Genomic DNA, 25,042 nt, shown 5'->3' with positions numbered 1-25,042 from the left:
GCCAGCGAACAGTCTGTTACCGTTCAGCTAACTACCCCTTCTGGTCAAACCGGATCGAAGGGGTTCGGGCAATGACCCACGGGGGGTTGACGTGAAGGGGCCATGTTCCGCATGAAACACGATTCACACACGACAACCTCTTGGTGGTCGATCGGCGAATGGCGCCTGGGATGGAAGGTCATCGCCGTTCTCGCATTGCCGATGATCGTCGCCGTCGTCCTCGGAGCCCTTCGCGTTCAGACGGAACTCGAAGAAGCCGCACAGCTGAGTTCCTCGTCCGAGCGCGCCCTCGCTGTGCCCGCCGCGATCAATCTCGAATCCGCGCTGTACGAGCTCGCCGAAGCCGCATCGGCACGCACTGACACCGGCCCCGCCACACAAGCGGTTTCGGACGCAATGGATCAACTGGTCGACGCCGCGCGCGCGTTCCAGTCCGACGACGATCTCAACGACCAAGTGACTTCGGCGCTCGCAGAGAGCCGTTCCATCACGGAGGAGGTCGCCGCCGGCGCGGTGGCTCCCGCACGCTTGGTTTCGCGGGTCGGCGAAGTCTCGCGCGCACTCTCGAGCACCTTCACCAGCGTCGTCGAGCATTCTCAGCGTCCGGCGCTGCGCGAAGAGGGTGGCCGACTCTCAGCACTCTGGGATGCGCGACGAGCACTGGCCGAACAACGAATCCTCTTCGGCTCAGGTGATCCGGACCAGCAGGCTCGTACCTCGATGGTCAGTGCCGCCGGTGCCGAACTGGTCGCTCTGAACAACATTCTCGCCATCGACGGGAGCAACGACACCGTCCGGACCCTCAGCAACTCCGCTCAGAACCGGATCAACGCACTCGGATCAACCCCGTCGACCTCTCCTCTGGGGAGCCGCGTCGGTACCGATCTGAAATCCGGAAACGACCAGTACAACAGCCTGACCGACACCACCGTCACCGAGTTCGGCGATACCGTCACCGCTGAATCCAATGCAGCACGAACCGCAGCACTTCGTGACACTGCAATCGTGCTCGGCGCGGTCCTGCTGGCACTGGCCATCGCCCTCGTCATCAGCCGATCGCTCATCGATCCGATCCGTCGGCTGCGATTTGCCGCATTGCAAGCAGCACGACGCGGACTCCCCGACGCGATCGAACGAATTCGCGCAGGTGCCAGTATCGACGACGTCGACTTCGCCCGTGTACCGATCCGCACCCACGAGGAAATCGGCGAGCTTGCACGCGCGGTGGACGACATGCACGGTCAGGCCATCACGCTGGCCGGCGAGCAGGCCACCCTGCGGCGCCAGGTCAACGACATGTTCGAAACGCTGTCGAGGCGTAACAAGTCCCTCGTCGACCAGCAACTCGGTTTGATCGAACAGTTGGAGCAGGACGAAGACGACCCTCGTCGCCTCGAGAATCTGTTCCGGCTCGACCACATCGCCGCGAGAATGCGTAGAAACGGCGACAACTTGTTGGTTCTCGCCGGAACCGATGTACGCCGCGCCAGAACCGCCCCCGTCGCTCTCGGCGATATCCTTCGTGCGGCGGTATCAGGCGTCGAGGAATATCGACGCGTCGAACTCGGGCAGATACCGCCCGGAGTCGTCACCGGTCATGCTGCCCCGGACGTCGTTCACCTCATCGCTGAACTGCTCGACAATTCTCTGCGGTACTCCCCGCCGGAGACCACCGTCTCCATCAACGCTGCCCGCACCATCGACGGCTCCATGATCGTCGAGATCGCAGATCTCGGTATCGGCATGTCGCCTGCCGATATCCTCGATGCCAACGAGCGCCTCGCCGCCGGCGGCGAGATGAGCGCGGATACAGCGCGTCGCATGGGTTTGTTCGTCGTGAGCCGAATCAGTCGTCGCTACAACATCTCTGTGCGCCTGCGCCCGACGGCAACGTCGTCGACGCACAGCGGCATCACCGCAACGGTGCTCCTACCGACGTCGATACTCGATTCTTCTCGGGGACCCGAGATCCGCACGCCGCGAACCGGACCCGTGCCCACGCTCGATCGGACTCCGCCGCCAGCACCGTCTGAACCGTCCTGGTCACAGCCCGTTCCGACCGAATTGGCACCCCCGCGGCCTGCGACCAGAAGTTTCGCAGATCTCCCGCGTCGAACGCCCAGCAACAGCACCGACCGGACTGAGACGTTCGCCCCGATCACACCGCAATCCATTCCCACGACAACAGCCCCTTCGGGGTTACCACGTCGCACTCCGGGCACAAGTGGAGTACCGGCGGTCAGTACCTCGACTCCGACCACTGCTGCACCCGCCACCTCGGTGTCGTCCTTCGCTCCTCTGCCCGATCCCGAAGGCACAAGCGCATCGACGTCCCTTCCCGTGCGTACTCCTTCGCCGGAATTCACCTCGCCGGCACAGGGTCCCGAGATCCCGGTGGGTCCACACCCGTCGACAACCCCGCCGCCACGGCACCGGCTCTCACCCCCGACGCCGACAAACACTGCGGCGTTCTTCTCCTCGCGCACCCGTGACGGGCTCTCTGCTCGCGCATCGACGCGCGCTGACGGCGCGGGAGACGGCAACTCGAACGGCGTACTCGCTGTCCCGACCACGATGCCGATTTTCGCCCGGATGGTGTCCGAGTGGCTCGTGGACCCGACGGCGGAGACGTCAGCTGCTTCCACCGGCAGTGCGTGGACCACCGACGCGGATCAAGGCTGGCTGGCCGCTCGGACCTCGTTCGAGATGCCGGTCACCAAGATCGCCGATTCCGGACTTCCCATTCGAGACCGCGGAGCCCGCCTGGTTCCCGGTGCCGTCGGGAGAGGTGGAACGACACAGCGCCATGCATCCAATCCGGCGGACGTCCAACGTGGTTGGAGCAGTTACCAATCCGGAGTACAACGAGGGCGTCGGCGCGCTGCCGACCATCAGCCCGATGGCGGACAGTCTTTCGAAGCGTCCACGATGTTGCACAACGATGAAGGAGAACAGTGAACACTGTCGGAGCCCAAGAGACTCCCCGCGCACTCGACTGGCTGGTATCGGCTTTTGCCCGAGACGTGCCGGGTGTGAGTCACGCGATCATCGTCTCAGCCGACGGGTTGTTGACGGCCTCGAGCACACATCTTCCGCTCGACCGGGCCGATCAATTAGCCGCTGTCACTTCCGGACTCGCCAGCCTGTCCGCGGGGGCGTCACGCCTCTTCGACGGTGGAGCCGTCATGCAGTCCGTCGTCGAGATGGAGAACGGCTACCTGCTTCTCATGGGCGTCGGTAGTGGCGCTTACCTTGCCGCCCTCGCTGTCGCCGGATGCGACATCGGCCAGATCGGTTACGAAATGGCGACTCTCGTCGATCGCGTCGGGACCACCATGGACATTGCCCCGAGAACATCGCAGGGTATTTGAGTTCGATGCCTCACCATCAATCCGAGTACGACGACGCCGAACCGAGCTTGGTCCGGCCGTACGCGCTCACCGAAGGTCGGACCCTGCCGTCCATCGACCTCCCACTCGAAGCGATCATCGCGACGATCGAAGACGTGGTCTCGAACAATCTTGCACCGCAGGATATTCGTGCATCGATCGTCGCACTCTGCGAGCAGCGGATCTCGGTTGCCGAGATCGCTGCCCACCTGGGTGTTCCGATCGGAGTCGTGCGGGTACTGGTCGCCGACCTCGTAGTAGCCGGATCACTGGAAATACATGCCACTCTGCGAAGCGACGCATCTCGAGTCGAGCGACGCGAATTGATCGAAAGGACCCTCAGTGGACTTCGGGCACTCTGACTCATCGTCTCGCGTGAAATCGACAAAAATCGTGATCGCCGGGGGTTTCGGTGTTGGCAAGACAACACTTGTGGGGACCGTCTCCGAAATCGTCCCCCTTCGCACGGAGGCCATGGTCACCGACGCCAGCGACGGTATCGACAATCTCGGATCCACTCCCGACAAGAGCACCACGACGGTCGCGATGGACTTCGGGCGTATCACTCTCGCCGACGACCTGGTCCTCTATCTGTTCGGAACCCCGGGACAGCGCCGCTTCTGGTTCATGTGGGACGACCTGATCACCGGTGCGATCGGTGCGGTCATTCTGGTCGACACGCGTCGCCTGGAAGACAGCTTCGCCGCAGTCGACTTCTTCGAGGCGCGAGGCCTCCCGTTCATCGTGGCGGTCAACCGTTTCGACGGCGCACCAATCCATTCGGCGAGCGATCTCCGCCAGGCGTTGGCTCTACCCAACCGGGTTCCCATGATCGAGATCGACGCCCGAAACCGCGAATCGGCCAAACGCGCGCTGATCGCCGTCACCGAATACTCCCTCGAACGACTTGCAGCTGAAGCAGTCGTCTAGATGAATCACCAGATGCGAATCGTCGCCGAAAGGAACTGGCATGTCGGATGAAATGCACCATTTCTCGATGGGAATCTGGCTGCTCGGACTCGCCTACGTCGTGTCCGTGGTCGGGTCGGTAGTCGGCCTGGCGTGCACCAGGCATTCAGCGTCGGCGACGACAACCGCCACACGCATGCGATGGCTCGCCATGGCTGCCTTGTCGATCGGTGGCGTCGCCATCTGGCTCATGCATTTCATCGCCATGCTCGGCTTCGCAGTCCCCGGCAGTCCCATTCGATACAACCTCGGATGGACCGTGATCTCCGCGATCATCTCAGTAGGGGCCGTGTTTGTCGGCCTGCTGATCATCGGGACCGAATTTCGCTGGACGCGGCTTCTGATCGGGGGCGTGGTAACCGGTCTCGCCGTGAACATCATGCATTACACGGGTATGCGCGCCTTGCGCTTTCAGGGCGAGATCCACTACGACCTGCTCTTCGTTGCACTGTCGGTTCTCATCGCAGTCGTCGCCGGAACCGCTGCACTGTGGTTCACCATGGTGCTCGAGTCCACGATTCTGCGTTTCGTCGCCGGAATCATCATGGGCATCGCTGTCGTCGGTATGCACTACACCGGAATGGCCGCTGTCGAGGTTGTTCACGACGCGGCAGCCCCGGCGCCACAGGGACTCGAAGTGTTCTCATTCCTCTTCCCTGTCTTCGTTCTCGGCCTGCTGGCGTTGGCAGTTCCGATTGTCGCAGTGCTGACAGCACCCAACCGTGCGACGGCACGAATGGAATCCGCCGCCGACGATCTGGCGTTCGAAGCACGAGAGTTCGCGATCTCGAACTGAGCAGAGTACGGGGCGAGTTCACGTAAATCGACAACGCCCCGTACATTTCGGGGATGGTGGATGCCGGACACAACCCCCAGCCATCGACCCGCGCAACGCTCGTCGTGATCGGTGGTTTGCCGGCCACCGGCAAGTCGACGATCGCGCGGGCGCTTGCGCAGCGTCACCAAATCCCCTTCGTGCGGATCGATACCATCGAACAGGCGCTGATCCGCAGCGGTATAGCTGACGCGTCCGGGACCGCTGGATACATCACCGGGTACGCGCTCGCCGCCGAACAATTGCGACTGGGACTTTCGGTCGTGGTCGAATGCGTCAACCCCGTCGAGGCGACACGAAACGCCTGGTCCGCTACCGCACAACATAATTCGGCGCGCCTGCTCGGTGTCGAGGTCATCTGTTCGGATCCCGACGAGCATCGCAGACGCGCTGAACGGCGAGTCGTCGACATCCCGGATCTCGTACTACCGACGTGGCAGGAAATTCTGGATCGAGACTACGAGCCGTGGACTACGGAACGGCTGGTGCTCGACACCGCAATCATGGACTCCGACAGTGCAGTACGACGCATCACAGCCAAGATGCTGTAGCGTGCGAGCTGCTCACAAGGTGAGAACGAAGAATGCGCTGTTCGGGTCTTCGCGGTAGTTCCCGAACGGTGGACAAGGCACGAACCCGAATTTCGCGTACAACCGGCGAGCTGGATCGAAGAACTCTTGCGTACCGGTCTCCAATTCGAGTTGCCGGTAACCTCGTTGTCTCGACTCGTCCACGACGTGTTGAAGAAGTCGCGTTCCCACGCCACGCCCCCTTGCTGCCGATGACGTTCGCATCGACTTGATCTCGCCGCCCGCCGACGACCGTTCCTTGAGTGCGACGCAACCGAGTAACTCGTCACCTTCGCTCCACAGCGTCCACATGGTCACAGAGCTATCCATCAGCCCCGTGACGTCCAGCGCGTGAACGCTGTCCGCGGGCGAGGTCGCGTGCATGTCGGCGAGATGTTCGGTGAGTAGAGCACGGACCGCATCCCGACTCAGGTCGTCAATTTCGATTCGCACAGATCCTCACTGTCCTCTTCGCTTCCGGCAGTACCGAATGAAAGTATGACTGTCCTTCACTTCGCCGAAGGCTTGGCCCGAACGTGGATGCGTTCTCCTTGGGGGCCGAACAGACTCAGTACCTCGACCGGGCCGCGCCCGTCACTGCCGAACCAATGCGGGTTTCGGGTGTCGAATTCAGCAGCTTCACCCGTACCCATCACGATGTCGTGATCGGCCAACACCAACCGCAACCTCCCCGACAGCACGTACAGCCATTCGTAGCCGTCGTGCACTTGGGGATCCGGTTCCGTCTGGCTTGCCGGGATGGTCATCTTGAATGCCTGCAACCCACCCGGTTGCCGAGTCAGCGGCAATACCGTTCGCCCACTGACGCTTCGAGGCGCACTCTGGATGCGTGGATCGGCGACCTGCGGTGCCGCCACCAGTTGGTCCAACGGCACTTGGTGGGCAAGCGCGATCGGAAGCAGCAACTCCAAGCTCGGGCGACGCCCCCCCGTTTCGAGCCTCGACAGGGTGCTCTTCGAAATACCGGTGGACTCGGACAGCGCTGTGAGCGTGACGTTCCTCTGGGTACGAATGCGTTTGAGGCGCGCGCCGATCTGCGAGATGGCGGCATCGATGTGCGGACCGTTGACATTCATGGTGCCGAGTCTGACGGCGATTCCCAGAAATGGCAACATTAGTTGCTGAAGAACCCCCTCCGCGAGCAATCTGTGCTCATGCGAACACACACTGAAACAGAGATCCTCGACGCCGTGATCGTCGGCGGTGGCGCCGCCGGACTCAGCGCAGCCCTGGTGTTGGGTCGTGCTCGGCGATCGGTCGCCGTCATCGATTCCGGCAAACCGCGCAACGCACCGGCAGCACACATGCACGGTTTCCTCTCGCGAGACGGCATGGCGCCACGTGAGTTGCTCGCCGTCGGACGCAGCGAATTGCAGACGTACGGAGTGGAATTGACACAAGATGACGTAGTCGACATCTCCTGGCGCGGTATCGAACCCGGCTTTGTCGTCGAACTGTCAGGAGGCACGACGCTCGAAACTCGTACTGTGCTGGTTGCCACAGGTCTACGGGATTCACTCCCGGAAATACCAGGCATCCAGGAGCTTTGGGGACAAAGCGTGCTCCATTGCCCGTACTGCCATGCGTACGAGATCAGCGACCAACCGATCGGCGTTCTCGGCGGCGACGCTCGCGAGATGTCACTTCACCAGGCGTTTCTACTCCGACAGTGGTCGTCGGATGTGACGTTCTTCCCCGACAAGATCTCGCTCACCCCCGACGAACGCGCGCGACTGGCTGCCCGAGGAGTGACGGTTGCCGACGGATCGGTATCTGGATTGGTCTGCGAGAAAAGCAAACTGAAAGCCGTCGAACTCGACAACGGCCAACTTGTTGCGCGCTCAGCACTGTTCGTTGCGCCGCGTTTCGTTCCGAACGACGCACATCTGACGCGACTCGGCTGCAAAACCAGCCCCACGGGATTCGTGGCTGTCGATCGTTCCGGCGCCACCAGTGTTCCTGGTATCTGGGGCGCCGGCAACGTCGTCGACCCTCGCGCCCAGGTAATCAATGCTGCGGCGGCAGGTTCGACCGCGGCAATCGCGATCAACGGATATCTGGTCGAGCAAGATGTCGAATCGGCTCTTCGTTCGACCGAGCCGGAAGGGGGCTTCTCGGCGACCGTGGAGCAACGAGTCTGCGAGTTGAACGGCGGCAGCGCCCTCCACGGCTTGTGACCGAGGCGTCTACGTCGCGGGGCCGCCGTGCAACTTCTCGTAGGCGGCCTTCTCGGCGTCGTGGCGCGAGATCTTCTTCGGGTTCTCGAGGTCGGAAGGCAAACCGTGACGCTCGAGGCGGCGCGACCTGTTCTGAGCCATGTAGGAGACCGAATAGAACAGTGCCAGAAGCACTCCGAGCAGCACCATCGATGCCCGCAGGGCCCACGGTCCGGGGAAGAGCATGAAGGCCGCGAACACTGGAATGAACGGCACCATGCTTCGGATCAGGTGACGCGGCACGGCCCAGTCACCGATCAGGTCGTTTCGTACCCAGTCCTGCATCGAATCGGGCAGTTTGCGCCCCACTGAATAACCCAACCACTGAAGAGGATTCGGGCTCGTACGTTGCTTTTTGGAAGTCACGGAAGTCACCTGTTCGGTACGCATCGACGGTACTGACGCAGTCATCACGTTTCTTTCGGATGCAGTCATCACATTTCTCTCATTGGTCCAAGGCTCCGGCGCGGAGCGCGGCCTCGTTGACCCGCGTCAGAACATTGTGGAGTTCTTCGAGTTCGGCGAGGCTGACGCCGAGCTTCGCGACAACCGCCGGCGGGATCTTCTCCGCCTCCGCGCGCAGTGCCACACCGGCTTCGGTGAGGTCCACGTCCAGTTGCCGTTCGTCGGCGCGGCTACGGGTTCGCGTGATCAGCCCGGACGCCTCGAGTCGCTTGAGGAGCGGCGACAGCGTCGGCGAATCGAGTTGCAGTGCCTGCCCGATTTCCTTGACCGCCATCGGCGACTTTCCCCACAGTGCCAGCATCACCAGGTACTGGGGATGCGTGAGGCCCATCGGCTCGAGCAGTGGCCGGTAGACGGACAGCACCGCCCGGTTCGCGACCGCAAGTGCAAAGCACACCTGCCGGTCGAGAGCCAGCGGATCATCCATCTGCGTCTGCGGAGCCTTCGTCGTCATGAATCCGATGTTATCAGATTAATTAGTGCAGCAACTATTATTGCACTAATCAATCTGGCGACGATCGTCACTCTTCTCCAACGTCGACGTGGGTTGCCCGGTGAGACCCACGTGCGCTTCCGCCCTCATTCGCTCCACCATGTGCGGGTAGTGCAGCTCGAACGCCGGACGCTCACTGCGGATGCGCGGCAACTCGGTGAAGTTGTGACGCGGCGGCGGGCAGGTGGTTGCCCACTCCAGCGAGTTTCCGTAACCCCACGGATCGTCGACGGTGACCACCTCGCCGTAGCGGTAGCTCTTGAAGACGTTCCAGATGAACGGAAGCGTCGAGGCACCGAGTACGAAGGCAAAGATCGTGGACACCGAGTTCAGAACCGTGAACCCGTCCGAGGGTAGGTAGTCGGCGTAACGACGCGGCATACCTTCGCCGCCGAGCCAGTGCTGAACGAGGAACGTGCCGTGGAAACCGACGAACGTGGTCCAGAAGTGCCACTTGCCGAGACGCTCGTCCATCATGCGACCGGTCATCTTCGGGAACCAGAAGTAGATACCGGCGTACGTGGCGAACACGACCGTACCGAAGACCACGTAATGGAAGTGGGCGACGACAAAATACGTGTCGGTGACATGGAAGTCGATCGGCGGGCTCGCGAGAATGACACCCGACAGACCACCGAACAGGAAGGTGATCAAGAAGCCGACCGAGAACAGCATCGGCGACTCGAAGGTCAACTGCCCCTTCCACATCGTGCCGATCCAGTTGAAGATCTTCACGCCTGTCGGCACGGCGATCAGGAACGTCATGAACGAGAAGTACGGCAGGAGAACAGCACCCGTCGCGTACATGTGGTGAGCCCACACCGCGATCGACAGAGCTGAAATCGCCAGTGTCGCATAGACCAATCCGGTGTACCCGAAGATCGGCTTACGGCTGAAGACCGGGAAGATCTCCGAGACGATGCCGAAGAACGGCAGCGCGATGATGTACACCTCGGGGTGACCGAAGAACCAGAACAGGTGCTGCCACAACAGAACTCCACCCGACGCCGGGTCGAAGATGTGTCCACCGAGGTGACGGTCGACGAACAGACCCATGAACGCAGCGGTCAGCAACGGGAACGCCATCAAGATCAGAATGCTGGTGATGAAGATGTTCCACGTGAAGATGGACATCCGAAACATCGTCATACCTGGTGCGCGCAGGCAGATCACGGTGGTGATCATGTTGACCGCACCGAGAATGGTGCCGAGGCCACCAACCGTCAGACCGAAGACCCACAGGTCGGCGCCGACGCCGGGACTGTGCACCGCACCCGACAACGGGGTGTACGCGGTCCAACCGAAGTCGGCAGCGCCGCCCGGCGTGAGGAATCCGCCGAGAACGATGAGACCACCAAAAGTGAAGAGCCAGAACCCGAATGCGTTCAGACGCGGGAACGCCACGTCCGGGGCACCGATCTGCAGCGGAAGTATGTAGTTCGCGAAGCCGAAAACGACGGGCGTCGCGTACAGCAGCAACATGATCGTGCCGTGCATGGTGAACAACTGGTTGAACTGCTCGTTCGAGAGGAACTGCATCCCGGGGACAGCCAGTTCCGCACGCATGAACAGGGCCATCAGGCCGCCGATCAGGAAGAACACGAAAGCCGTGATCATGTACATGATCCCGATCTTCTTGTGATCGGTGGTCTTGATCATGTCGAACATCCACGACCCCTTGGGATCACGGCGCTGCGGGTACGGCCGCTCCGGAATCGGCTCCAACTCTCCGGTCCGCTCGTCCGGCACCGTTGTCGTCATGCTCGCGCGTCCTCTTTCGTGCTCGATACCGCCTCAAGAACTTTCCGCACGACCATATCGCATGTTAATAGTTAATGCACAAACTAAGTGTGGTCGACGTGAGCATCTATCGAAAACCGAACGTACGCAACCTTTTGCAGATTTCGGTGAGATAAAGTCAGGCGGCGGAATAGGTCGAGGGTCCGCCGCGTTGAACAAACCCGTGACTCTTCCCGACACATCGACAGCACCCGAGGCCTCCGCGTTGCGCGGCCTCTTCGAGCCTTTCGAGGTCAAATCACTCTCGTTGCGTAACCGTTTCGCCATGGCCCCGATGACGCGCGCCTTCTCGCCGGACGGAATCCCCGGCGCCGACGTAGCCGAGTACTACCGTCGTCGCGCAGCAGGTGGTATCGGCTTGATCATCACCGAAGGCACGTACATCCCGGACCCGGCAGCCGGCCCGCACACCCGCGTACCGCGCATCTACGGCGATTCGAGCCTGGGTGGCTGGAAGTCGGTCGTCGACGCCGTCCACGCCGAAGGCGGATCGATCATTCCTCAGCTGTGGCACCTCGGAGTCGAACGCGGCGAGAACTCGCGCCTGAACCCCGAGGTCGAAACCGTCAGCCCCTCCGGCCTGGCACTGGACGGCACCCGCCTGGGACGAGAATTCACCACCTCTGACCTCGACAACTTGAAGCAGTCGTGGGTCGACGCCGCACTCAACGCGAAGAACACCGGCTTCGACGGTCTCGAGTTGCACGGAGCACATGGCTACCTGCTCGACGAATTTCTCTGGGCGGGAACCAATGTCCGAACCGACGGATACGGCGGATCACTCGATGCCCGCACCCGTTTCCCGGCCGAGGTCGTCGCCGCAATCCGAGAGGCCGTCGGGGACGAGTTCGCGATCGTCTACCGATTCTCGCAGTGGAAGTCCGGCCATTACGACGCTCGTATCGCCCAGAGCCCGGCAGAACTCGGCCGCATCCTCACTCCCCTGGTCGACGCCGGCGTCGACGTTCTGCATCCGTCCACGAGGCGTCATTGGGAACCGGCATTCGCTGAACTCGACGGTGAAGACGGCACACTCGGCCTCGCCGGTTGGACGAAGAAGCTGACCGGGTTGCCGACCATCACCGTCGGTTCGGTCGGACTCGATTCCGTGTTCACGACGGCATTCACCGGCGAAGCTGCATCTGCTGTCACCGGACTGGAGCGTCTCGAAGCTCAGTACGAGAGGGGTGAATTCGACATGGTTGCCATCGGGCGCGCGCTGCTCGCCGATCCCGAGTGGGTCGAGAAGCTCCGCACCGGACGCGCGGACGAGCACATCGCATTCACCGCAGAACATCGCACACACCTGAACTGACCTCGCACGACAAAACGGCACTCCCGCAATTGTGGGAGTGCCGTTTGTGGGTCTGCCGGAAGTACTAGCTGCCGAGCGTGACCGGGTCGGGGCCGATGCGGCCGGCCGGGTCGTCGAGAGCACCGATCGCGTTGATCTGTTCCGGTGTCAGTTCGAATCCGAAGACATCGAAGTTGGCGGCGATACGTTCGGGGGTCACCGACTTCGGAATCACCACGTTTCCGATCTGCAGGTGCCAGCGAATGATCACCTGAGCCGCGGTGACGCCATGAGCGTCGGCGATAGCGGTGATGACGGGGTCGCCGAGAACGGTTCCCTGGCCGAGCGGGCTCCACGCTTCCGTCGCGATTCCCTTGCCGGTGTGGAAGGCGCGCAGTTCTGCCTGGTTGAACTTGGGATGGAGCTCGATCTGATTGAGGACCGGCACCTCACCGGTTTCGCCGATGACGCGCTCGAGGTTCTCGATGGTGAAGTTGGAAACGCCGATGGATCGAACCCGTCCGTCGGCCTTGAGCTTCTGGAATGCCTTGAACGTCTCGACGTACAGGTCCTTGGACGGAACCGGCCAGTGGATCAGGTACAGGTCGAGGTACTCGAGACCCAACTTGTCGAGGCTCGCGTCGAATGCCGCAAGCGTCGAGTCGTAGCCTTGGTCGTCGTTCCACAGTTTTGTCGTGATGTAGAGGTCTTCGCGGGCGATGCCGGATTCGGCGATCGCGCGGCCGACGCCCACCTCGTTGCCGTAGATCTTGGCGGTGTCGATACTGCGGTAGCCGGTCTTCAGGGCTGTGGAGACGGCTTCCTGCGTCTCGTCGTCCGGAACCTGGAACACACCGAATCCGAGTGCGGGGATCGTCTTACCGTCGTTCAGAACAATGGTCGGTACAGAGGTCACATCGTTGGTCTCGGTCATATGTGGATCCAACGCACGGGTGCCAGGAGGCATTCCCCACCGAACCTCCTCTTCGCACCCTTGTCGCACCCGAAATGCCGGTCTACCTTGGAATACAAGTAATCGAATCGCCTCGAGAAAAGAGAGAGCGATGAATCTCGGATATCGTCTCGCCTACAAGGTCGGCGTCACTCCATGGGAGCACACCGGTCACGGCTTCGACGCTCAACTGTCCGGCCTTCTGGATGCGATTCCCCTCCCGGAAGGTGGCCGTGCACTCGATATCGGTTGCGGCACCGGACGCCATTCCATCGAGCTGGCGCAACGCGGGTGGCACGTCACCGGCGTCGACGCCGAACAGGAACCGCTGGACAAAGCGCGCATTCATGCGCGTGAAGCACACGTCGACGTCCGGTTCCTTCACGAGGACGCGGCAGACCTGCACATTGCTGTCGACGGCGGGCACATGCTGGTGCTCGACATCGGCTGTTTTCACGGGCTCACCGATCATCAACGGCGGGACTACGGGAGATCCGTAAATGCGATCACCGCACCGGGAGCGTCCATGGTGATGTTCGCATTCGGACCGGGGCACCGTTGGCCGATGCCACACGGCGTCTCGGAGGAGGACGTCATGCGTGCATTCGACGGTTGGTCGATGGCCTCGAGCATGGCCGCGGACGTGAGTGAATCGCCACTTCCGGTCCGTGCGGCACATCCGTGCTGGTATCACCTGGTCCGTGGCTGACTGCTGTGCGCCTTTATTAACCGCCCGCGGTTAATAAAGGCGCACAGCACCGGGGATACTTCTCAGGTGACTGCAACACTGCGCATCAGCGGCCTCTCTGCTTCCCGGGGAGAACGCACCCTGTTCTCCGACCTCGATCTCACCGTTGCCCCCGGCGACGTCATCGGCCTCGTCGGCGCGAACGGCGCCGGCAAGTCGACGCTTCTCACCGCACTGGCCGGAATCGGAACCGCCGACGTCGAGGGTTCGATCATCCTCAGCCCGCCGGATGCTGCGGTCGGTTACCTCGCGCAGGAACCCGATCGCATCGAGGGTGAGACCGTCCTCGAGTTCCTCGGCCGCCGCACCGGCGTCGCCCACGCCGAGGAAGTCATGAACTCCGCAGCCGAAACCCTGGCCGAAGCCGAAGAGGATCTGTACTCCCCGGCTCTCGAACGCTGGCTCGCTCTCGGCGGCGCCGACCTGCTCGAGCGCGCCGAGAAGGTGGTCGAAGAACTCGGTCTCGGAGTTCCACTCGATGCACATATGACGGCATTGTCCGGCGGTCAGGCCGCGCGCGCCGGCCTCGCGTCACTGTTGCTTTCGCGCTACGACATTCTCTTGTTGGACGAGCCCACCAACGATCTCGACCTACGCGGTCTCGAGCAGTTGGAGCGATTTGTCGCCGAGACGCGCGCAGCACTGGTTGTCGTGAGCCACGATCGCGAGTTCCTCTCGCGCACCGTCACGGGGATCGTGGAACTCGATCTGGCACAACAGGACATCGCCGTGTACGACGGCGGCTACGAGTCGTACCTCGCCGAACGCGAGATCGCCCGCCAGCACGCACGCGAGGCGTTCGAGGAATACGCAGGCACCCGCTCCGATCTCGAAGATCGCGCACAGATGCAGCGCAACTGGATGGAACACGGCGTCCGCAACGCGCGTCGTAAAGCCAAGGACAACGACAAGATCGGACGCGGATTGCGGACCGAGTCGACGGAGAAGCAAGCCGCGAAAGCCCGCCAGACTCAACGCCGCATCGAGCGACTCGAAGTGGTCGAGGAACCGCGCAAGGAGTGGGAACTTCGTATGGAGATCGCGGCGGCGCCGCGGTCCGGATCCGTTGTCGCGACCACGAACGGCGCCAAGGTAACTCGCGGTCAGTTCACGTTCGGTCCGGTCACGACGCAGATCGACTGGGGCGATCGAATTCTCGTCACGGGCGCGAACGGGGCAGGCAAGACCACCCTCCTGAACGTCCTGCTCGGCAAACTCGTCCCGGACGAGGGCATCGCGTCGCTGGGTTCCGGTGTCGCGATCGGTGAGATCGATCAGGCGCGTGGATTGTTCGAAGGTGATCAACCAGTCGTCGAGGCCTTCGGTGCACAGGTTCCGGACTGGCCCGATGCCGATGTCCGCACTCTCCTCGCCAAGTTCGGCCTGCGCGGACACCACGTACTCAGATCTGCCGCTTCCCTGTCCCCCGGCGAGAGAACAAGGACTGCACTTGCTTTGCTCCAGGCTCGCGGCGTGAACCTACTGGTACTGGACGAGCCGACGAACCATCTCGACCTTCCGGCGATCGAACAGCTCGAGCAGGCGATGGAGTCGTTCGAGGGAACCCTCCTTCTGGTCACTCACGATCGACGCATGCTGCAGTCCACCCGAAGCACGCGCCGGTGGCGAATGGAGAACGGACAGCTCTTCGAGGAGTAGCCGATCGACTCTGCTTGCGCAGACAACCCGCGTATGCAACTATTTATCAGGCGCACGCAATAGTTGCATGCGCGGCATAGGTGGCCCGCGGATGACATGATCCCCCGTCGAGCTGCCACATCCCAGTCCCGAAAGGCACTCTTCAATGTTGTCGATCCCCGACCGCACACTGACTCACGGAACCACCGGCGAGCCGATCACCATCCCGCAACTCGGGTACGGCGTTTTCCAGGTACCGGACGCACAGACCGAAGAGGTCACTGCCGCAGCTCTCGAGATCGGCTACCGCCACATCGACACGGCCGCGATCTACGGAAATGAAGCCGGGGTCGGCCGCGCCATCGCAGGTTCGGATATCCCTAGGTCAGAGCTTTTTGTCACCACCAAGCTGTGGAATGACGATCAGGGCCACGACCGAACACTCGCCGCGTTCGACACGAGCCTCGACAAGCTCGGACTCGACTACGTCGACCTGTATCTGATCCACTGGCCCGCGCCGGCAAAGGGCCTGTTCGTGGAAACGTGGGCCGCTTTCGAGGAGATCCTCGCCTCCGGCCGTGCCCGGGCGATCGGTGTGTCCAACTTCCTGCCCGAGCATCTCGAACTGCTGGCCCAGCACAGCGCGACCACCCCGGCCGTCAACCAGATCGAATTGCACCCCAGACTGCAACAGCACACTTCTCGGGAGTACGCCCAGAGTCGCAGCATCGAAATCGAGGCTTGGAGCCCATTGGGACAGGGAACTATCCTCGACGACCCGGCCATCGGGAAAATTGCTGCAGCACACGGCAAGAGCCCGGCACAGATCATTCTGCGTTGGCATCTCGAACAGGGCCACACCGTTCTGTCGAAGTCGGTCACGCCTGCCCGTATGCGCGACAACGCCGCAATCTTCGACTTCGCACTCGATACCGACGAGTCAGCTGCCATCACAGCGCTGAACACCGACAGCCGTGTCGGACCCGATCCAGTCGAATTGAACTGAATCGAAACGGCTTCAAGAATTTTCGTGGGGAGTCAACGTCAGCAGCACAGAATCGACGGACTGCTCGGCCAGGAGCGCGTCCAGCGGTAGGTGACGGAACAACGCTCGGTAATAGATCGGCGACGCCAGCGCGTCCAGGACGAAGTCCAGGTCGAAGTCGCTCCGAATGTCGCCGCGTAGCCGCGCCGATTCCAGCACTGCCGCAGTGGAATCGCGTCGTGGCTGAAAGAATGCCGACTGGAAATCCCGCGCCAATTCCGGGTCCGCCGCCAGATCCGCGACCAACGCGGGCAGGATCCGACCGACTACCGTTTCACTCAGTCCCACAACCAATGTCGTGATGCCGGCGACCAGGTCTGCCCTGAGATCGCCGGTGTCCGGCGTTGGATCAGTACCGATGTGCGCCACGACGACGTCGACCACCAGATGCCGCTTCGACGGCCATCTCCGGTAGATGGCGGGTCGATGCACGCCCGCTCTCGTCGCCACCGAACCGATCGACAGCTCCGCATATCCGTTCTCCCCCAACAACTCCAGGGTTGCCGCCAGAACGGCGTCGTCGATCCGCTCGTCGCGGGCGCGCACCATCTACAGCACCGGCCGCGGCATGAGCACCAGACGCCAGCCGTCGGGATCTTCGAAAGTCATCCCCGCATTCTCCTCCCAGTACGGATTCTCGGCGCCAACGGGTTCGTGCCCTGCTTCCCCCAACCTCTGAACTACCTCGTACATCGCCGACTCGCCGGCGAAGTAGAGCACCAACAGGTTGTCCTGCGTCGGCGCCGGGCATGGGCTTCCGTCTTCGTGGGTCGTGAATTCGAGGTGATAGTTCGAATCCGGCAGACCCAGCATGATTCCGTCGTACCCGGCATGACCGGAGAACCGGTAGAGCTCTGGCAATCCCAGACAGTCGCGATAGAACGCAATCACGTCGTCGAGCCTGTCGGTGGGTCGCGCTACGCGCACTTGCACTACTGCGAGGTCGTTCGGCCAAGTTGTCATTCCCAAACAGTACAGTACGTACCGTAATGTTTCGAGAAGATGGCTGCCAGCCTCCCGACGGCAGCTCGCTGCAACTACAAGCGATCATTCTCCGGAAACGCCGCCTTGGGCATGAACTTCGGCCTGGCGAACAGCACAGACAGTTTAGTGGGCTGCGACTCCACCGGACGATCGGACCGGTACAGCAACGCCTGCTGCGGCGTGCTCACCCATTCACTGGCGAAGATCTCACCGAGGCGCGAAACCGGCACGTGCGACCCGCCCTCGAGTCGAACGGTGACGTCCGCCCCGATGTCCGACTGGCCGTACACGACCCACCACGATTCACCCTCAACGTCCCCTGGAGTGTGCTGCCCGATACCGATGACTGCACCCTTCTCCATCGGATCGCGCCAGACCGCCTCGCGCCCTTGCGGTCCCACGCAGTAGCTACCATCCTCACGCACCTGCACGACCAGGCCGGACTCCTCGAGCACCAACTGCTCGACCACCATGCCAAGCCCCTTCCGTTGCCCGAACCTTATCCGCCGGCACGCCCCAGAAGCGGAACAATCGCGGTTCGTGTTGACAAACTGTTGGGTTTTTACAACACTTTGATGCATGAGCCCAGTCCGGCGGGGAGACGCGCTCCCCATCTTCAATCGCATCGGAGTGCTTCGCGCCGAGCGGAAGATGAGCCGGGCACAGCTTGCGCAACTCGTCGACGTGAATCCGCAGACGGTGGGGGCACTCGAACGCGGTGACCACTACCCCAGCCTGGATCTTGCATTCCGAATCTGCTGGGTGTTCAACCTCCCGGTGGAGGCGGTGTTCTCCCGGACGGAGTTCGGGCCGCTGTCGACGGAGGTCTACCGGAATGCACTGTCGACGGAGGTCTACCGATCTGACCGCACTACCGAGGGGAGTGAAAAGCCAAGTGCCTGAATCAAATCTGATCGACCGCTACCAGGCCCACCGCACTCGGCGGTTCCTGCAGAACGAGGAGACGTTCCGACATTGGCTCCCGAATTGGCGAACCCGTCGACGTCGGCGCGTACTCGTCGTCGCCCTGGCGGTCCTGTTCACCACGATGGTTGCCGTCAGCACAGCATGCCTGTTCAATCCGCTCTTCGCCGTGGCATGGCCGGTCCTCACCCTGCTGTTCCTGCCGACGTGGTCCTCACTTCAAATCGTGTCGGGCCGGCAAGGGGATGCTCCGCGGCAGGCGTTGGACGAATGGGAGATCCAGCAACGCAACGACGCTCGCTCCGTCGGGCTCAGCGTGACCCAAACGTTGGTCTTCATTGTCGCCATTTTCCTCATTTTCACCTCGTCGGTGCAGTGGAATGTAGAGAGGCTGCCTTACACGGGAGGTTTATTGGCACTGACTGCAATGCTGATCGGCGCGTGCACGCCCGCGATGATTCTCTCGTGGACCAATCCAGACCCGGATCCGATTGATTCGGAAGAGTTCGATCTCTGACCCGTATTACCGAAGCGCACCACTCGACCGATGGGAAGGACCCATGTCAGCCACCCTCACGATCGACGGCATCTCGAAACGCTACGGCGACGTCGTCGCACTCGACAACCTGAGTTTCGAAGTGCGCCCAGGCGAGATCTTCGGATTCGTCGGCAGCAACGGCGCCGGCAAGACGACCACGATGCGCATTGCGCTGGGTGTGCTCGGAGCAGATTCGGGAGAAGTTCGCCTCGGCGGCAAACCCGTCGACCTCGACGTGCGTCGCACTATCGGATACATGCCGGAGGAACGCGGCCTCTACCCCAAGATGAAGGTGGGAGCGCAACTTTCCTATCTGGCCGAGCTACACGGACTCTCGAAGGCCGACGCGCACGCGGCCACTGAGCGGTGGACCGAACGTCTGGGCATCGCCGAACGCGTCAAGGACACCGTCGATTCCCTGTCCCTCGGTAATCAGCAACGTGTGCAGCTCGCGGCGGCGCTGGTTCACGACCCATCGGTACTCGTTCTGGACGAACCGTTTTCGGGCCTTGACCCCGTAGCGGTCGATGTCATGAGTGACGTGCTGGTCGAGAAGGCTCGCACCGGTGTTCCCGTAATCTTCTCCAGCCATCAGCTGGATCTGGTGGAGCGCTTGTGCGATCGCGTGGGCATCATCAGCCGCGGCAGCATGCGGGAGATCGGAACCGTCGACGAACTACGAGGCAAGGGCGACGGCCGAATCGAAGTCTTCGCCCCTGACGCGCCGGTCGGTTGGGCACACCATCTGATCGGTGTCACCACACTGAGCCACCTCGACGGTCGAACGCTCCTGAGCGTCGACGGAACCGCCGACGATCAGCAGATCCTGCATGCAGCGTTGAAAACCGGACCGGTGCACGAGTTCACGCTACGACGTCCGTCACTGACCGATCTGTTCCGAGAGGTAGTAGCCGCATGAGCAACCAGTTGAGCGGAGGTCGAGCCATCGGGTTGGTCGCCCGACGCGAATTCATGACGCAGATCTCGAAGAAGAGTTTTGTGATCAGCAACGTCATCATTCTGGTCGCGATCATCGGCGGCATCATCGCCTTCTCGCTCTTCTCCGGCGGCGACGAGGACAAGTCGAAGATCGGCTTGGTCGGCAACCAGTCACTCAGTGCCACGATGGTGTCCATCGGCGACACCCTCGGCAATCCGGTGACGGTAACGGAGGTTTCCGACGACGGCACCGCGCGTGATCAAGTCAAGGACGGTGACCTCGACGTGGCCGTGATTGCCGGATCGGGCGGCGGCGTCACTGTCGTGACCGAGAAGGAAGTGCCCACGAATCTGCGCGCTGTCATCGAGAGTTCCGTTGCACAACAGGCACAATCGAATGCGCTGTCCGCTGCGGGGATCGATCCGGCTCAGCTCGCCGAAGCCACGTCCACGGCAGTGGTCACCATCGATGCCATCGATCCCCCGGATCCCGAACAGGGCCAACGCATAGCGATGTCGATCGCTGCTGTGGTGCTCCTCTACATGCAGATCCTGCTGTTCGGAACGTACGTGGCGATGGGCGTCGTCGAGGAGAAGTCCAGTCGCGTGGTCGAGCTGCTGCTCTCCACTCTTCGTCCGCTGCAGTTGTTGTGGGGCAAGGTTCTCGGAATCGGTGCTGTCGGCCTGATGCAGATGGCTGCCTATGCCGTCGCGGGCGTCGCCACCGGACTGGCGACGGGCGTCCTGACCGTGACGGGCACCGCGATCGGCGTTCTGTTCGGCACTCTCGGGTGGTTCATTCTCGGCTTCCTCTTCTTCGCCGTGCTGTACGCCGCCGCCGGGTCCATGGTCTCGCGGCAGGAGGACGTCAACGCCACCGCGATGCCTCTCGCGCTGCTCGTCATGGCGATGGTCAGCGTGGCTTTCGTTTCGGTGAGCAATCCAGAAGGAACCCTGAGCAACGTGTTGAGTTGGATTCCGCCGTTCTCGGCAATCCTCATGCCCCTGCGTATTTCCGCCGGTGTTGCTTCTCCGTTCCAGATCGTGGGAACGATTCTGCTGATGCTGGTGGTGACCGCTGCGTTGTCGATGATCGCGGCAAAGATCTACCAGCGCTCCATCCTTCGCATCGGCAAGGTCGTGTCATGGAAAGAGGCGTTCGGACGCTGATTCTCCAGCGCACAACTGGCGCCACACGATCCCGGCGGCACCCCGTCCAGGTAGGTTCATCCTGGACGGGGTGCTGCTTACTTGGAGGACGTTGTGCGAATCTCGGCCGAAGAACTACTCACTGCGGTACTCGATCCCGAGAGCTTCGTCTCCTGGGACTCCCCGCCCGTCGACGTCGGACCTGGCGCGAAATACGCAGAAGACCTGGCGAAGGCCCGCGAGAAGAGCGGAGTGGACGAGTCCGTCGTCACCGGTGTCGGTACGGTTCGGGGCCGTCGAGTCGCGGTAATTGCCTGTGAATTCAGCTTTCTCGCCGGTTCCATCGGAGTCGCCGCAGCCGAGCGGATAGTGACCGCCGTCGAACGTGCTACGGCAGAACAACTCCCGCTGCTCGCCTCGCCAACCTCCGGCGGAACGCGGATGCAGGAGGGCACCGTCGCCTTCGTTCAGATGGTGAAGATCGCTGCGGCAGTGGCTGTTCACAAGGCTGCACACCTGCCCTACCTGGTATACCTGCGCAATCCCACCACCGGCGGGGTCTTTGCCTCGTGGGGATCCCTCGGCCACATCACCGTCGCGGAACCCGGTGCTCTGGTGGGATTCCTCGGACCCCGTGTCTACGAATCGCTGTACGGCGAAAAGTTTCCCGACGGTATCCAGACGTCCGAAAACTTGTATCGCAACGGCGTGATCGACGGCATCGTCCCCGTCGACCGCCTCCGTCTGCTGGTCAACCGAGCGTTGTGCGTACTCACCGATCCCCCGACTCCGGCGGCCACGGACCCGATTCCCTCACCCGAGATTCCCGATGTTCCCGCCTGGCAGTCGGTGATGCTCTCGCGCCGGGCCGATCGACCAGGCATTCGGCAGTTGCTCCGCCATGCAGCGACCGAACAGGTACCGCTCAGCGGCACCGGGCAGGGTGAAACCGACAAGACGATCTTGCTCTCGCTCGCCCGCTTCCGAGGCTTTCCGTGCATCCTGCTCGGCCAGGACCGCAGTGGCCAATCCGCGCTCACCACGATGGGACCGGCCGCGCTCAGGGAAGCACGACGTGGCATGAAACTTGCCGAAGAACTACAACTCCCGCTTGTCCTCGTGATCGACACTTTGGGCGCGTCGCTGTCCAAAGAAGCTGAAGAACGTGGACTGGCCCCTGAGATCGCCCGTTGCATCGCCGACCTCGTGACGCTGAAGACCCCGACAGTGTCGGTGTTGCTCGGTCAGGGAACAGGCGGCGGGGCGCTCGCGCTGCTGCCCGCCGATCGGGTACTCGCGGCACAGAACGGGTGGCTCGCTCCCCTGCCGCCGGAAGGCGCAAGCGCGATCGTCCATCGCGACATCAGTCACGCACCGGAGATGGCGGCAGCGCAGGGCATTCGTTCGTTGGATCTGCTTCGAGACGGCGTGATCGACGCGATCATTCCCGAAACGCCTGACGCGGCCGACGAACCCGTGGAATTCTCCAAGAGGGTAGGGGCTGCGATAGCGCACGAACTCTTCGTGCTTGCCGAAGAGTCGGACACCGATCGCCAGGCCTCCCGTATCGCGCGCTATCGAAACCTGGGAGTTCCGCAATGACGACGAAGGACCGGAATGCGCTGACGCTGCCGCACAGTTACGACCGCGCGGCACTCGCTCGTTTCGAATTGTTCCTGTTCGCCGGCGTCGCCACCGTGCTGATCACCCGCGCTTATCTGGCGGCAACGGGCTATCCCCAGATCGGGGGCGGCGCCCTCCACATCGCACACGTTCTCTGGGGCGGGTTGCTGATGGCCGTCGCCATCGTGGCGACCGCCATCACCGAAGGCTCTCGCACGCGTGACCTGGCCACGCTCGTCGGCGGAATCGGGTTCGGTCTCTTCATCGACGAGGTCGGAAAATTCGTCACCGCCGACGTCGATTACTTCTACCAGCCTGCCATCGCGATCATGTACGTCGTCTTCGTTCTCTTCTATCTTGCCGCGCGCGAGGTGGTGATTCGGCGCGGAATGAATGATCGTCATCGGCTCGCCATCGGGGCGCGAGCGCTCTCGGACCTCGCTCTCGGTCAGCTCGACGAGATCCAGTACAACCACGCCCTCCGCGTACTCGACGGCGTCGAAGACCGCAGCCTCACCGACCTCGTCGATTCGATCAAGGCCGGCCTGCATTCACGGACTCCGCCGACCGGCGGTATCGAATCGAAGATCACTCGTGGCCGCAATGCGTTCTTCCACCGTGCCGAGGAAGTGCTCCGGCACCGGGTCGTCCGCCGACTGGTACTGACCCTGTTCGTGCTGCAGGCTCTTCTGGCGATTGTCCAGGTGATCTACGCATTGGTGTCCGAGAACGTCGTCGAGGCCGACGACGTCTCCGACCTGGTGGTACAGATCTCCACCGTCGCAACCGGAGTTCTTGTGGTTCTGGGAGTGTGGTTCCTCTTCCGAGGTCCGTACCTGCGAGCCTTGAGGCTCCTGCGTGCATCCCTCATCGTGAGCCTTCTGGTGACGCAGGTTTATCTGTTCACACAGGACCAGTTCGGCGCGCTTTTCGGATTCGCGGTGTCACTGTTCATGCTCGCGACTCTCCGCATCGCGATTCGAAGCGAAGAGTCCGCCGCAGCTCTACCGCAGTAATCCTCTACCGCAGTGGGACCGCAGGCCGACTCGGTAGATCGCGGATCCCGCGGAGCGGGCTGAAGAGCAGGACCAATCCGCACGGCGCGATCAGGCAGGCCATGATCCACATCGTCCCGCGCGGTCCCACTGCGTCGCCGAGGTAGCCTGCCGTCAGCGCACCGAGCGGAATGCTGCTGTGCAGCAGGAACATACTCGTTGCCACCACTCGTCCGAGGCGGTCCGGCGGACAGTAACTTTGACGGAAACTGCCGAGCACCACGTTGCACGACACGACGCCCGCAACCATCACCATGCCGCCGATGCAGAACCAGAACAGGCCGGCACCGTACGTCGTCAGAGGTGCTAACAGGATGAACGGTCCCGTCACCAACTGACAGATGAGAACGCTTCGGGCAGTGCCGAATCTGCGGCCGAGCGGGCGCGCGATCATCGATCCGACAATTCCGCCCACCCCGGCAATCGCCAGGAGAAGCCCGAGTCCGAACTCCCCCCACGCCAACCGTCTTTTCCAGGAACACGATCTGGATCGTGGAGTACCCGGTGAGACCGAAATTGAGCAGAGTGCCGTAGACGACGATCGACCGCAGATACGGATCACCGGCGACGAATCGCAGTCCGAGCGCAATCTGCCGTCGCAACGGTTCTCGCTGATTCTGTCCGCGATGGACGGTCTCCTGCACACGAATCAGCCAGATGCATACGAAGCAGAAGGCGAACGTGAACGCGTCGACAACCAGACCGGCCGCGAGCCCGACAGTTGCAACCACCAGCCCACCGACGCTTGGGCCGATCACCCGAGTTGCGGCCTCAGCGCCCTGAATCTTCGAGTTCCCTTCGACAAGATCCGCTTCGGCGAGCACCGTGGGGAGATACGAGTGATAGGCCGCCTGGAAGAAGACGGTGGCTGTACCGGTGAGCAGCGCGACCAGGAGCAGGTGGCCGTATGTCATCGCCTCCAGGAAGCCGGCGATCGCGAGGCTCGCGAAGAACAGCGCGCACGCAGCGTTCGCGATCATCATGATCGGGCGCCGAGGCAGCCGGTCGATCCAGGCACCGACTGGTAGTCCGACGATCAACCACGGCAACCACACTGCTGATGCCAGCACACCGATCTGGAAGCTACTCGCGTCCAGTTCGCGAAGCGCGATCAGCGGCAGTACGACGGTCGTGACACCGTCTCCGATACCGCTGACTGCGTCGCCGGTCCACAGAAGTCGGAAGTCACGCAGAGCGAGGACTCCCCAGAAGCCTGCGCGTTGCGCTGCACCTGTCACATCGATCCCCCCTTTCAGTCCCTGGCCTATCCCACCCCTGCGCGCCACTGGCCGACGGGACAGGCCCGCCCGGCGCAAAGGGACGGTACCCGCACCGCTACTGAGGCGCACCGCACTGACGGTGACCTAAGGTGTTTCAGGTCACCGGTAAGCGAAGT

The 25,042-nt window shown here is 62.3% G+C and carries 27 protein-coding genes and 1 pseudogene; 17 read left to right on the top strand and 11 right to left on the bottom strand.

Annotation, left to right across the window (positions count from 1 at the left end):
- The first annotated feature begins 111 nt into the window (after positions 1-111).
- Genes P3G66_RS04225 through P3G66_RS04200 form a run of 6 tightly spaced genes read left to right on the top strand, consistent with a single transcriptional unit; the run spans position 112 to position 5,744 of the window.
- The gene (locus tag P3G66_RS04225) at positions 112-2,958 is read left to right on the top strand and encodes an ATP-binding protein (RefSeq protein WP_276116218.1); all 2,847 of its coding nucleotides are present in this window, start codon (positions 112-114) and stop codon (positions 2,956-2,958) included.
- Positions 2,955-3,371, top strand: a complete 417-nt coding sequence (locus P3G66_RS04220) for a roadblock/LC7 domain-containing protein (RefSeq protein WP_003940329.1) — start codon at positions 2,955-2,957, stop codon at positions 3,369-3,371. The genes P3G66_RS04225 and P3G66_RS04220 overlap by 4 nt, the downstream gene beginning before the upstream one ends.
- Before the next feature lie 5 nt (positions 3,372-3,376).
- Entirely contained in the window at positions 3,377-3,751 is a 375-nt protein-coding gene (locus P3G66_RS04215) for a DUF742 domain-containing protein (protein ID WP_003939996.1), read from the top strand.
- Entirely contained in the window at positions 3,732-4,319 is a 588-nt protein-coding gene (locus tag P3G66_RS04210) for an ATP/GTP-binding protein (RefSeq protein ID WP_003940118.1), read from the top strand. Before P3G66_RS04215 ends, P3G66_RS04210 begins: the two co-directional genes overlap by 20 nt.
- Before the next feature lie 40 nt (positions 4,320-4,359).
- Entirely contained in the window at positions 4,360-5,154 is a 795-nt protein-coding gene (locus tag P3G66_RS04205; protein WP_003939865.1) for an MHYT domain-containing protein, read from the top strand.
- 53 nt (positions 5,155-5,207) lie between these two features.
- Positions 5,208-5,744, top strand: a complete 537-nt coding sequence (locus P3G66_RS04200) for an AAA family ATPase (RefSeq protein WP_003940554.1) — start codon at positions 5,208-5,210, stop codon at positions 5,742-5,744.
- A 12-nt stretch (positions 5,745-5,756) separates the two neighbouring features.
- On the opposite strand, the gene P3G66_RS04195 is transcribed toward P3G66_RS04200, so the two are convergent.
- The gene (locus P3G66_RS04195; protein ID WP_042451126.1) at positions 5,757-6,215 is read right to left on the bottom strand and encodes a GNAT family N-acetyltransferase; all 459 of its coding nucleotides are present in this window, start codon (positions 6,213-6,215) and stop codon (positions 5,757-5,759) included.
- A gap of 56 nt (positions 6,216-6,271) precedes the next feature.
- On the bottom strand, positions 6,272-6,898 hold the full coding sequence (locus P3G66_RS04190) for an XRE family transcriptional regulator (RefSeq protein ID WP_276116217.1): 627 nt from the start codon (positions 6,896-6,898) through the stop codon (positions 6,272-6,274).
- A 39-nt stretch (positions 6,899-6,937) separates the two neighbouring features.
- Between P3G66_RS04190 and P3G66_RS04185 the strand changes: the two genes are divergently transcribed.
- Positions 6,938-7,960, top strand: a complete 1,023-nt coding sequence (locus tag P3G66_RS04185) for an NAD(P)/FAD-dependent oxidoreductase (protein ID WP_030534952.1) — start codon at positions 6,938-6,940, stop codon at positions 7,958-7,960.
- Between the two features lie 9 nt (positions 7,961-7,969).
- Here the strand turns inward: P3G66_RS04185 and P3G66_RS04180 are convergent, their stop codons facing one another.
- From P3G66_RS04180 to ctaD, 3 genes are read right to left on the bottom strand one after another with little or no spacing between them, the layout of a single operon-like run.
- Complete coding sequence (locus P3G66_RS04180) at positions 7,970-8,389, bottom strand: DUF5313 family protein (RefSeq protein ID WP_042451127.1); 420 nt, start codon at positions 8,387-8,389, stop codon at positions 7,970-7,972.
- Between the two features lie 55 nt (positions 8,390-8,444).
- Positions 8,445-8,918 carry a MarR family transcriptional regulator gene (locus P3G66_RS04175; RefSeq protein WP_003939892.1) on the bottom strand — a complete coding sequence of 158 codons (474 nt, stop codon included), beginning with the start codon at positions 8,916-8,918 and terminating at the stop codon, positions 8,445-8,447.
- 45 nt (positions 8,919-8,963) lie between these two features.
- Positions 8,964-10,718: a cytochrome c oxidase subunit I gene (gene ctaD, locus P3G66_RS04170; protein WP_003939775.1), complete on the bottom strand. Its 1,755-nt coding sequence runs from the start codon at positions 10,716-10,718 to the stop codon at positions 8,964-8,966.
- Between the two features lie 202 nt (positions 10,719-10,920).
- Here ctaD and P3G66_RS04165 point away from each other — a divergent pair, with 202 nt between their 5' ends.
- Positions 10,921-12,072 (top strand): NADH:flavin oxidoreductase, encoded by a 1,152-nt coding sequence (locus P3G66_RS04165; protein ID WP_276116216.1) that lies wholly within the window; start codon positions 10,921-10,923, stop codon positions 12,070-12,072.
- A 64-nt stretch (positions 12,073-12,136) separates the two neighbouring features.
- Here the strand turns inward: P3G66_RS04165 and P3G66_RS04160 are convergent, their stop codons facing one another.
- On the bottom strand, positions 12,137-12,985 hold the full coding sequence (locus P3G66_RS04160) for an aldo/keto reductase (protein WP_037128502.1): 849 nt from the start codon (positions 12,983-12,985) through the stop codon (positions 12,137-12,139).
- 130 nt (positions 12,986-13,115) lie between these two features.
- Between P3G66_RS04160 and P3G66_RS04155 the strand changes: the two genes are divergently transcribed.
- The 3 genes from P3G66_RS04155 to P3G66_RS04145 all read left to right on the top strand — a co-directional run bounded on the left by P3G66_RS04155 (position 13,116) and on the right by P3G66_RS04145 (position 16,395).
- Positions 13,116-13,712: a class I SAM-dependent methyltransferase gene (locus P3G66_RS04155; RefSeq protein ID WP_003940390.1), complete on the top strand. Its 597-nt coding sequence runs from the start codon at positions 13,116-13,118 to the stop codon at positions 13,710-13,712.
- A 66-nt stretch (positions 13,713-13,778) separates the two neighbouring features.
- Positions 13,779-15,410 carry an ABC-F family ATP-binding cassette domain-containing protein gene (locus tag P3G66_RS04150; RefSeq protein ID WP_276116215.1) on the top strand — a complete coding sequence of 544 codons (1,632 nt, stop codon included), beginning with the start codon at positions 13,779-13,781 and terminating at the stop codon, positions 15,408-15,410.
- Positions 15,411-15,555: 145 nt separating this feature from the next.
- On the top strand, positions 15,556-16,395 hold the full coding sequence (locus tag P3G66_RS04145; protein ID WP_276116214.1) for an aldo/keto reductase: 840 nt from the start codon (positions 15,556-15,558) through the stop codon (positions 16,393-16,395).
- A 12-nt stretch (positions 16,396-16,407) separates the two neighbouring features.
- Here P3G66_RS04145 and P3G66_RS04140 read toward each other — a convergent pair whose 3' ends face one another.
- From P3G66_RS04140 to P3G66_RS04130, 3 genes are all read right to left on the bottom strand, one after another.
- Positions 16,408-16,983, bottom strand: coding sequence for a TetR/AcrR family transcriptional regulator (locus P3G66_RS04140; protein ID WP_007733408.1), 576 nt, complete (start codon positions 16,981-16,983; stop codon positions 16,408-16,410).
- Positions 16,984-17,397, bottom strand: coding sequence for a VOC family protein (locus tag P3G66_RS04135; protein ID WP_021332241.1), 414 nt, complete (start codon positions 17,395-17,397; stop codon positions 16,984-16,986).
- A 74-nt stretch (positions 17,398-17,471) separates the two neighbouring features.
- Positions 17,472-17,891, bottom strand: a complete 420-nt coding sequence (locus tag P3G66_RS04130) for a hypothetical protein (RefSeq protein ID WP_073512694.1) — start codon at positions 17,889-17,891, stop codon at positions 17,472-17,474.
- Positions 17,892-17,997: 106 nt separating this feature from the next.
- Between P3G66_RS04130 and P3G66_RS04125 the strand changes: the two genes are divergently transcribed.
- The 6 genes from P3G66_RS04125 (at position 17,998) to P3G66_RS04100 (ending at position 23,607) form a co-directional block, all read left to right on the top strand.
- Positions 17,998-18,321, top strand: coding sequence for a helix-turn-helix transcriptional regulator (locus P3G66_RS04125; RefSeq protein WP_276116213.1), 324 nt, complete (start codon positions 17,998-18,000; stop codon positions 18,319-18,321).
- Positions 18,314-18,859, top strand: coding sequence for a hypothetical protein (locus tag P3G66_RS04120; RefSeq protein WP_003939943.1), 546 nt, complete (start codon positions 18,314-18,316; stop codon positions 18,857-18,859). The genes P3G66_RS04125 and P3G66_RS04120 overlap by 8 nt, the downstream gene beginning before the upstream one ends.
- Before the next feature lie 43 nt (positions 18,860-18,902).
- Positions 18,903-19,799, top strand: a complete 897-nt coding sequence (locus P3G66_RS04115) for an ATP-binding cassette domain-containing protein (protein ID WP_003939757.1) — start codon at positions 18,903-18,905, stop codon at positions 19,797-19,799.
- Entirely contained in the window at positions 19,796-20,989 is a 1,194-nt protein-coding gene (locus P3G66_RS04110) for an ABC transporter permease (RefSeq protein ID WP_276116212.1), read from the top strand. Before P3G66_RS04115 ends, P3G66_RS04110 begins: the two co-directional genes overlap by 4 nt.
- A 93-nt stretch (positions 20,990-21,082) precedes the next feature.
- Positions 21,083-22,570, top strand: coding sequence for a carboxyl transferase domain-containing protein (locus P3G66_RS04105; protein ID WP_276116211.1), 1,488 nt, complete (start codon positions 21,083-21,085; stop codon positions 22,568-22,570).
- A complete protein-coding gene (locus P3G66_RS04100; RefSeq protein ID WP_276116210.1) occupies positions 22,567-23,607 on the top strand; it encodes a hypothetical protein in 1,041 nt (346 codons plus the stop codon). Before P3G66_RS04105 ends, P3G66_RS04100 begins: the two co-directional genes overlap by 4 nt.
- A gap of 4 nt (positions 23,608-23,611) precedes the next feature.
- Here the strand turns inward: P3G66_RS04100 and P3G66_RS04095 are convergent, their stop codons facing one another.
- Both P3G66_RS04095 and P3G66_RS04090 read right to left on the bottom strand, forming a co-directional pair.
- On the bottom strand, positions 23,612-24,061 hold the full coding sequence (locus tag P3G66_RS04095) for an MFS transporter (RefSeq protein WP_276116272.1): 450 nt from the start codon (positions 24,059-24,061) through the stop codon (positions 23,612-23,614).
- 103 nt (positions 24,062-24,164) lie between these two features.
- Positions 24,165-24,884: pseudogene (locus P3G66_RS04090) on the bottom strand (MFS transporter); the annotation flags it as partial.
- Positions 24,885-25,042 lie beyond the last annotated feature (158 nt).

This window comes from Rhodococcus sp. C3V (assembly GCF_029269915.1).
Lineage (GTDB): Bacteria > Actinomycetota > Actinomycetes > Mycobacteriales > Mycobacteriaceae > Rhodococcus_F > Rhodococcus_F qingshengii.
This window is presented reverse-complemented; position numbering and strand designations above follow the sequence as displayed.